This window comes from Cupriavidus sp. KB_39 (assembly GCF_052114485.1).
In the GTDB taxonomy this organism is placed as follows: Bacteria; Pseudomonadota; Gammaproteobacteria; order Burkholderiales; family Burkholderiaceae; genus Cupriavidus.
Window position 1 is genome coordinate 1 of record NZ_JBFREV010000074.1, and the last position, 7,422, is coordinate 7,422.

General features: G+C 61.4%; 13 protein-coding genes. 12 read left to right on the top strand and 1 reads right to left on the bottom strand.

From position 1 onward, the window contains the following. From AB4Z27_RS28025 to AB4Z27_RS28080, 12 genes are all read left to right on the top strand, one after another. Nucleotides 1–319, top strand: a 319-nt coding sequence (locus tag AB4Z27_RS28025; protein ID WP_441645838.1) for a nuclease domain-containing protein, incomplete at its 5' end; no start/stop codon positions are given. Continuing rightward, the gene (locus AB4Z27_RS28030) at nucleotides 316–1,374 is read left to right on the top strand and encodes a helix-turn-helix domain-containing protein (protein WP_441645839.1); all 1,059 of its coding nucleotides are present in this window, start codon (nucleotides 316–318) and stop codon (nucleotides 1,372–1,374) included. The genes AB4Z27_RS28025 and AB4Z27_RS28030, both read left to right, overlap by 4 nt. Before the next feature lie 9 nt (nucleotides 1,375–1,383). Then, a complete protein-coding gene (locus AB4Z27_RS28035) occupies nucleotides 1,384–1,734 on the top strand; it encodes a hypothetical protein (protein ID WP_441645840.1) in 351 nt (116 codons plus the stop codon). Continuing rightward, the gene (locus AB4Z27_RS28040; protein WP_441645841.1) at nucleotides 1,731–2,099 is read left to right on the top strand and encodes a DUF559 domain-containing protein; all 369 of its coding nucleotides are present in this window, start codon (nucleotides 1,731–1,733) and stop codon (nucleotides 2,097–2,099) included. Before AB4Z27_RS28035 ends, AB4Z27_RS28040 begins: the two co-directional genes overlap by 4 nt. After that, nucleotides 2,099–2,464 carry a hypothetical protein gene (locus AB4Z27_RS28045; RefSeq protein ID WP_441645842.1) on the top strand — a complete coding sequence of 122 codons (366 nt, stop codon included), beginning with the start codon at nucleotides 2,099–2,101 and terminating at the stop codon, nucleotides 2,462–2,464. The genes AB4Z27_RS28040 and AB4Z27_RS28045 overlap by 1 nt, the downstream gene beginning before the upstream one ends. Nucleotides 2,465–3,070: 606 nt before the next feature. Further along, nucleotides 3,071–3,325, top strand: a complete 255-nt coding sequence (locus tag AB4Z27_RS28050; RefSeq protein ID WP_441645843.1) for a hypothetical protein — start codon at nucleotides 3,071–3,073, stop codon at nucleotides 3,323–3,325. 202 nt (nucleotides 3,326–3,527) lie between these two features. After that, nucleotides 3,528–3,953, top strand: a complete 426-nt coding sequence (locus AB4Z27_RS28055) for a hypothetical protein (RefSeq protein ID WP_441645844.1) — start codon at nucleotides 3,528–3,530, stop codon at nucleotides 3,951–3,953. After that, complete coding sequence (locus AB4Z27_RS28060) at nucleotides 3,950–4,483, top strand: helix-turn-helix transcriptional regulator (protein ID WP_441645845.1); 534 nt, start codon at nucleotides 3,950–3,952, stop codon at nucleotides 4,481–4,483. Before AB4Z27_RS28055 ends, AB4Z27_RS28060 begins: the two co-directional genes overlap by 4 nt. A gap of 32 nt (nucleotides 4,484–4,515) precedes the next feature. Continuing rightward, a complete protein-coding gene (locus AB4Z27_RS28065; RefSeq protein ID WP_441645846.1) occupies nucleotides 4,516–5,346 on the top strand; it encodes a hypothetical protein in 831 nt (276 codons plus the stop codon). Nucleotides 5,347–5,575: 229 nt separating this feature from the next. After that, entirely contained in the window at nucleotides 5,576–5,845 is a 270-nt protein-coding gene (locus tag AB4Z27_RS28070; RefSeq protein ID WP_441645847.1) for a hypothetical protein, read from the top strand. A gap of 153 nt (nucleotides 5,846–5,998) precedes the next feature. Next, nucleotides 5,999–6,265: a hypothetical protein gene (locus AB4Z27_RS28075; RefSeq protein ID WP_441645848.1), complete on the top strand. Its 267-nt coding sequence runs from the start codon at nucleotides 5,999–6,001 to the stop codon at nucleotides 6,263–6,265. Nucleotide 6,266: 1 nt separating this feature from the next. Continuing rightward, complete coding sequence (locus tag AB4Z27_RS28080) at nucleotides 6,267–6,890, top strand: hypothetical protein (RefSeq protein ID WP_441645849.1); 624 nt, start codon at nucleotides 6,267–6,269, stop codon at nucleotides 6,888–6,890. Nucleotides 6,891–6,892: 2 nt separating this feature from the next. On the opposite strand, the gene AB4Z27_RS28085 is transcribed toward AB4Z27_RS28080, so the two are convergent. After that, complete coding sequence (locus AB4Z27_RS28085; RefSeq protein WP_441645850.1) at nucleotides 6,893–7,231, bottom strand: hypothetical protein; 339 nt, start codon at nucleotides 7,229–7,231, stop codon at nucleotides 6,893–6,895. Nucleotides 7,232–7,422: the final 191 nt, after the last annotated feature.

Below are 7,422 nucleotides of genomic sequence, written 5' to 3' on the forward strand. Positions count from 1 at the left end.
CAATCCGCTGCTTCACCCGGACATGCTGTGCCACGGGCAGCTGTGCTATCTCCGCTTCCCGGGCATCTGCCGGAATAACCCGGACACCGTGGTTCCTGCCCATTCCAACCAGTTGAAGCACGGCAAAGGGAAGGGCATCAAGGCTGACGACCGGATGACGGTGCCGGGCTGCTTCCAGTGCCACGCTGAACTCGACCAGGGGAGGCGCCACACGAAGGTACAGAAGCGCCTAGCTTGGGATGAAGCGTACGACCGGTGGGCGGCGTACCGTCTGAAGATGTACGGCGTGCCAGCGGCCCGTGTGGAGTGCGCCGCATGAGCGCAAAGATCACGGGCATGGTGTTCGATCGGTATCCGGCGGGCGGCGGCGAGATGCTGCTCGCATTGGCACTGGCCGACCATGCGCACGACGACGGCACCAGCATCTTCCCATCGATCGCTCGCCTGGCACAGAAGACGCGCCAGTCGCAACGTTCCGTCCAATACCAGCTGCGCAGCATGGAGGAATCCGGCTGGCTGATCCTCGTTTCTGGCGCCAAGGGCGGTCGAAAGCCCGGTGCAGAGGCGAAGGGGCGCACCCGCGAATACCGCATCAATCCGGCATGGGTGAAGGGCGCRGAAATTGCACCCTTTGAGGATGGGGCGGAGGGAGAGGCAAAGGGCGCAAATTCTGCACCCTTAGAACCGGTAAAGGGTGCAACTGACGACAGCAAAGGGTGCAATCCACGACAGGAAAGGGTGCAATCCACGACGTCAAAGGGTGCAACAGCTATTGCACCCGAATCATCAGTTAACCGTAATGAACCGTCAGTGAACTGTGGCGCAGGCGCGCCGGCAGGTCACATCCTCAATTCGACAACAGGCCAACCCAACACCCGGCCGGTGCAGATCGCCATTCTGCTGCGCAAGACCTACGGCATGACCGACGCCACGAGCAACAGCGCCGCGGTGATCGAGATGGACCGGATGGGTGTCACCGACCTGGAGATCGCCGAGCACGTCGACATCTTCCGTCTCCGAAAGCCGGACGAGAAACCGAATGCCGGCTACCTGCACCGGATGATCGCTTCGACCCGCCAGCGCTCCGCCAAGGCGCCCCAGCAGGGCGGAGGCCAATCCGGGTTTGTCCGGGCAGCGGACGACTGGTGGACCAGTGCTAGCGGCATCGAGCGGGTGGGCCTAGAGAGCGGCGTGAAGTGGCAGAAGGCCCGCGGCGAGGCGTTCGCCGACTTCAAGGTTCGGGTTCTCAAGGCGGCCGGCGAGGGGCCGTGGCGCGACGCCTACTTCGCCGACCTGCTCCGCAAGCAGAGCACCCGGTACGCCGGCGACCACGAATACGTCTACGGGCATCCGCCGATGGATCTCGGCGTCTGAGGAGAGGTGATGCTAGCACTGCGCTACTGGCTGAAGGCCATTCTGATCGATGCAGCGGTATTCGGGACGCTTTGGTACCACATGGAGACCGGTTCGGAAGGCGCTGCCCGGGCGTTCCAGGTGTTCGCATGGTTTTTCACGCTGCTCATGCTCTTGTTCGGGCTCTTCGGCGACAAGTCGCTGCTGGATGGGGTCCAGCGGCCGAGGGGCATCAAGACCTACCACTTCGTCACTGAGATTCTGCTGGTTTGGCTAACAGCATGGGTCGGAATGTGGGTATTGGCCGCATTTCGATTGCTGGCGGTTTTACTCGCAGAGGCCGCGCGCGAACGCAAGCCCAAGGTGAAGGAGCAGGCATGACAGCACGCCGGCCGACTGCGCCGCGTCGTCCCCGGTTAGGTATAAGCCTCGGCGAAGAGCTCTTCGCCAATCAGGTGAAGGCGTCGGGTTTGACGGGGCAGGAGCGGGAGTACCGGTTTGACCCAACCCGCAGGTGGCGCTTCGACTTCGCATGGCCGGGCAAGCGCTTGGCAGTGGAAGTGGAGGGCGGCACGTGGATTGGCGGCCGGCACACCCGGGGCTCTGGGTACCAGGCGGACCTGGAGAAATACAACGCGGCCGCAGCTCAGGGCTGGACGGTGCTCCGGTTCACGACCGATCAGGTGAAGACGGGCGCGGCGATTGCCGCGGTGAAGGCAGCGATTCAGAGCAGGGAGGGGTGGTAATGGGTTGGAGCCTTGGGTTTGACAGCAACTGGGAACGTGACATCGGCTATGGCGTGCCGGCGTTCTGCGATCACCCGGAGTGCAACGAAAAGATCGATCGCGGGATGGCGTATGTCTGTGGCGGAGAACCGTACGGCGGCGAGCACGGCTGTGGCCTCCATTTCTGCGGCTCGCACCTCTACATCGCCCAGCGCGGCCCCCAGCGCTGCGAGAAATGCGTAGACGGCCATCAAACGACGTTCCTCGCCAAGCCGGACCACCCGGAATGGATTGAATGGAAGCTGACAGACGAGAGCTGGGCGCAGTGGCGCGCCGAGAACCCGGAAGAGGTGTCCAGGCTGCAAGCAATCAAGGAGGCCAAGTGAGCGCAGCTGACATTTGCGACCTGTTCGCAGTGCTGGTGATTGCGTGTGTGATTGGTCCGATCCTGTGGGGGATGGTGCGATGACGAATGCTCACCGGACTGTAGCGGAAGAGGAGCGGCTCAAGGAGCTGTACGCATCTGGCATGCCGGGGCAGGAGATTGCCGATCTTCTCGGCCGGACACGGGCCGCAGTCCATATGCGTGCCACGAGGCTGGGTTTGAGGGCGTTGCTTGCAACTGGGGACCGATCGCGGGCGTGGATTGCGATACGGCACCTGTGCCGGGACCGTGTAGGGCGCACGGTGCATGAATTGTCCGATGCCGTGGGCGTGACGCGCGAGAACGTCGACTACCTCATGCGTACGCGGCATGGGCAGGGGAAGGCCCACGTGGTTAGGTTCGAGAAGGGCCGCGGGAAGCCGCGCCCAGTCTGGCTGCCATTCCCTGGCGTAGACGCTGAGAGGCCGGCCTCACCTTTATCTACGGTACGCCAGAAGCGCTACCACGTTCGGCGACCTGAGCCAGCCAAGCCATCGAAGCCCGTTGAGTTCATCGTTCCCACGCAGCACCCGGTCATCCGTGCGCTTTTCGGTATGGGAGCGCCGACATGACGGAACGGCAGAAGGGCGGCGCCCTGTCGAATTTAGCTGGCATGTGGTGTGGCAATCCCGAGTTCCGCCGAATGGTGGCCAGCAGGACCGGCGCGCCGTGTGAGACCGCAGACGACGCCAAAGCCTACATCCTGGAGCGATGCGGCATCGAATCCCGGGCCCAGCTGGACCATGTGCCGGCGGCCGACGCCAAGTTTCACGCCAGCGTGCGCCTACCGTGGTTGCGCTGGCAGCAAGGGGTGCGGCGTTGATCCATCCCAGCTACATGTACCGCCTGACCCCGGAAGAGATCGCGATGCGCCACCAGGAGGAAGCGAGGCGGGCCGACAAGGCGTGTGGGGACTGCGCGAATCGATCCCCGTTCAAGGATGCCGACGGGGAGAGGGAGCGGGTGTGCAAGTTTAAGCGCCGTCAGTACGGCAGACGGTGTGAGTTGTTCCAGCGGGGGAATTGATGACGATTGAGGCGAGATTGGAGAACTGGGGAAGGGTGGTGAGAGACCCGCGATGGCAGCCCAAACACTGCGCGTCCTGGGCAAAGCTGGCGACCGCTCTCAGTCGGCAGGACGAGTGGGGAGCGCCTCAGCAGATTGTGCCGCGGGACGTGGCAGACGGGTGGCTGCTCGAGCAAGCCTGGCAGGCGATTCATGACCCGCTAGCGAAACGCCTCCTGCAGTACCACTACGTACACGGCCTGTCGGCGCAGGTGGTATGCCGGATCTTGGTGAGGAAGTACGGCCAGTCGCCCAACACGCTCCAGCACTGGAAGGTGAGGCATGCAAAGGCGCTTTCGGTGATGTCGCGAGTACTGGATGGCATCAGCGCCAGGGGGCAGATCAAGGCGAAGACGGACAGTCTGAAGGCCAAGGAGGCGGCATGAGCACCGAACAGCAACGCCGGATCATGCGGCTTCCCGAAGTCTGTGAGCGGGTTGGCTTGCGCAAGACGGCCATATATGGTCGCATCAAGGACCACACTTTTCCGTCGCCCATCAAGCTTGGGCGCGCGAGCGGCTGGGTCGAGCAAGAGGTGCAGCAGTGGGTGGATGAGCAGATCAAGGCCACGCGCGGGGCGCTGACGGACGAGCAGAACAAAAGATGCGAGGCCGCACTTCGCAATGCTGACGTCAACCGAATAGCTCAGGTTCCAGTGATGCGTGAAGATCTGCGCAAGCTGCTCGCCGTCCGCCCATCCGGCAACGCGGAGGCGACGGCGGGCGATGCTATGGATGCGGCGCGGTACCGGTGGCTACGAGAACAGCATTGGGGAAGATCCGACATGGCCGTCGTCTGCGACCCGCGCAAGTCGGTCAAGCCGGGATACGACTGCCCAAGCGGTGAGCGCCTGGACGAGGCTATCGATGCCGCTATGAGGCGCGGCGCGCGGCAGCAGGCACCGGGTGATGGATAATGTGAATTCCATACCTGGTCGCAATCAAATCAATGGATTCAAGCCCTGACAATAATGACCTGCCACCGTTTTTTTCTGAGGAGCAACTGCGGCAGGTCGGCAAGAACCTGAAGCATCTATCCCAGATGATTGGTGCTGCGGTGCGGCGGATCACTGAGTTCAGAGATGAATGGTCAGCTATCGCTCCGGTGATCGGGCAAGCAATTGTGAGGGCAGCGGAAGAGCTGCCAAAAAAGATGCGGGAGGCGTATGTCAATCTCGCCAAGCACGGCTGGTACGTTGACCAGGGGATGAGCTTGTCCGATCCGCCTCGTCTTGGAAGGGAGATAGCTGAGCCAGCTCATGCGGCCAATGCGGAAGCGGAGTTGCAGGAGCACTTTCGCTCGAATCTTGATCGGATAGAGAATGAGATTTGTGAGCAATTCCCCGAGCGGGCGCACATCATACGCGCCGCGTTCGAAGCTCACCGGTTAGGCCAATACGTGCTTTCGGTACCCGTATTCCTGGCCCAAGCGGACGGAATTTGCTTCGAAAGATGCCAAGCCTATTACTTCATGAGGGAAAAACGCGGCAGCACGCGCCCTGGCACCGCTGTGCACGCAAGCTCTGATGAGCATGATTTTTGGACAGCGATCATTCTCTTGCCCCTAGGCATGACAGGGCCACTCAACGTGAGCAAGAACGGTAGGGATCCGGAATTCAGTGGGTTGAACCGGCATACTGTGATGCACGGCGATAGCTTGGACTATGGGGTCGAGGTGAACAGCCTGAAGGCGATCTCCTTTCTCAATTATGTCTCACAGGCGCTCACCAGAATGACGTGGAGCGAACGAATCAGCCAGGCGAAATCAAAATTACCTTGACCTTTCGACACCTTGTGTCGGAATCGGACATCCCTTGGTACTTGAAAATTGCCGGAAAGTGTCTTATCCTTCGCCACAGATTACTGATTGCCCATCGCGGCGTTACCGGTTCAGACCGAGACATAGCATCCCTGAGGAGGGATGCGTGTCTCTGAACGGAACGCGATGGATTCAAAGCCCGCCCGGTTCGCCGCGCGGGCTTTTTCGTTTTTCCCTCGCGGAGTTGCACATGAACATCCTCGCCTTCAAGTCGGATCTCCAGAAGCTGGTCCATGCCTTCGCGCGTCTCGTGGTGGTTCTCGCGGCATCGTTCCGCAAGGCGTTCGGGGGCCTTTGCCGCTGGGTTTGGGAACGCCTTCCGGCGGCAAACGCACACCTGGCTATGCTAGGTCTGCCCCGGGTTTGTGGCCTGAATGCTTCTGAGGCTTTCTGCCTGCGGGCGGCGAAGCGCAGCCGTCCGACCGTGACGGCGCGCTGGCGCATGTGCCCGTCGATCTGATTTCTTCCTGGTTGTCTCCTCCCTGGTCTCTCGCCCGGGTTCGGGTACGGTGGGCCGCTACCTGCCGTACCCATTTCTCTTTCAGCCCCGCAGTGGCGCTCTGGGCATTGCCCCCCCCCCCGGTGCGATGCACATCATTGAGGTGCTAACCCCATGTCCAGACAAGCTAAAACTGCGAAAACCTCGTTGCTCGGCGTCACGGTCCTGATGCGTTCTGCCGTCTGGCTGAACGGTCAGAGGGAGGTGCCTGCCATCGTGACAGGAATTGAGGAGCCGGATTTCGCCCCGGAGGAAGCAATCGCCGTGGTTACCGTGACCGCCTTCCCGCCTGCGGCACCGTCGCGATTCATTCGGGAGGTGCCTGTGTTTGCCAAAGAGCCGGCGCCGGAAATCATGCCTGCTGCATGGGTCAGGCGATAGCGTGTTCGAGATCAATCTCAGGTCGAACGTAAAGGCGTTTCAGCGTGACCTTGACGACTTCGCCCGGAAGCAAATGCCATTTGCGACCGCGCAGGCGCTCAACGCGGTGGCCCTGAAAGTCCAAGCCAACGCGGTTGCTGGCATGCAAAAGCGATTGGACAGGCCAACGCCGTTCACGCTTAAGTCCGTTGCAGTGCAGCGAGCGACGAAGACGACGCAGCAAGCGCTTGTCTTCGTCAAGGACATTGCAGCTCGCTACCTTGAGCCCTACGAGCTCGGTGGCGTGAACAAGCTGGACGGTAGGGCGCTGATCAAGCCAGTGGCTCAGCGCCTCAACCAATACGGAAACATTCCCCGTTCAACGGTGCGCCGCCTGGCTGCCCGAAAGAACGTTTTCGTTGGCAAGGTAAAGACGAAGGCGGGAACGGTTGACGGGGTCTGGCAGAGGACAAAGGCAGTGCGCGGTAAGCGCGCCGGGATGAAGCTGATAGTGAGGTTTGAGGATGCGCACAAGACGCGCCCGGTCCTAGGGTACAGGGCCGGGGCGAAGAAGACGGTGGCAGTCACGTTCGGGCCGGCGCTCAGCGCGGCCTACGCCAAGGCAGTCAGCACGGCGCGGCGGTGACACTAGAAGGTTGGTGGCAGCATGACGCGGCCAAGTTGTTTTTTGGCGGCAGCAACAGCTTTTTTCGCGCGAGCTAGGTCCTCTTCGGCGGCTGCAATGGCTTGTATTGCGGTCTGCAGTTTGGTGCCGGGCAGTAGGCTGGCGAGTGTCACAGCGTAGTCTGCGCCACTGACGACGGCCGTAATGTCGCCGTCCAGTATCGCGGATCGATGCTTGCACGCCTGGCCTTGTTCGCCTGCTGCGCATGTGCATGTGCCATACAGTTCGCCGTCCCTGGCAACGAATTTCACTTGGTAGGGTACTTCGGCGGAGCCTTGGATCGCGAAGTTGAATTCCTGCATAGAAAGTCCTCTGAGCCAATGAGTGTTGGGGCGCTAGTTTGCTATCCATTCTGCCACGAGCTCAATAGGGGTCATCCTAGTTGGTTTGGGGGGTGCTGCGGGTCCTTCCCGGGGGTTAATGCATCGCGGGGAATTGCGCACCGCGATTCGGCCCCAGCTATGAATTTTGAAGGGTGTTCGCACCTGTTCGC

Coding starts and splice junctions, on each gene's coding strand:
- AB4Z27_RS28035 (WP_441645840.1), top strand. CDS start 1,384: ATGCTAGCACTGCGCTACTGGCTGAAGGCCATTCTGATCGATGCAGCG.
- AB4Z27_RS28040 (WP_441645841.1), top strand. CDS start 1,731: ATGACAGCACGCCGGCCGACTGCGCCGCGTCGTCCCCGGTTAGGTATA.
- AB4Z27_RS28045 (WP_441645842.1), top strand. CDS start 2,099: ATGGGTTGGAGCCTTGGGTTTGACAGCAACTGGGAACGTGACATCGGC.
- AB4Z27_RS28050 (WP_441645843.1), top strand. CDS start 3,071: ATGACGGAACGGCAGAAGGGCGGCGCCCTGTCGAATTTAGCTGGCATG.
- AB4Z27_RS28055 (WP_441645844.1), top strand. CDS start 3,528: ATGACGATTGAGGCGAGATTGGAGAACTGGGGAAGGGTGGTGAGAGAC.
- AB4Z27_RS28060 (WP_441645845.1), top strand. CDS start 3,950: ATGAGCACCGAACAGCAACGCCGGATCATGCGGCTTCCCGAAGTCTGT.
- AB4Z27_RS28065 (WP_441645846.1), top strand. CDS start 4,516: ATGGATTCAAGCCCTGACAATAATGACCTGCCACCGTTTTTTTCTGAG.
- AB4Z27_RS28070 (WP_441645847.1), top strand. CDS start 5,576: ATGAACATCCTCGCCTTCAAGTCGGATCTCCAGAAGCTGGTCCATGCC.
- AB4Z27_RS28075 (WP_441645848.1), top strand. CDS start 5,999: ATGTCCAGACAAGCTAAAACTGCGAAAACCTCGTTGCTCGGCGTCACG.
- AB4Z27_RS28085 (WP_441645850.1), bottom strand. CDS start 7,231: ATGCAGGAATTCAACTTCGCGATCCAAGGCTCCGCCGAAGTACCCTAC.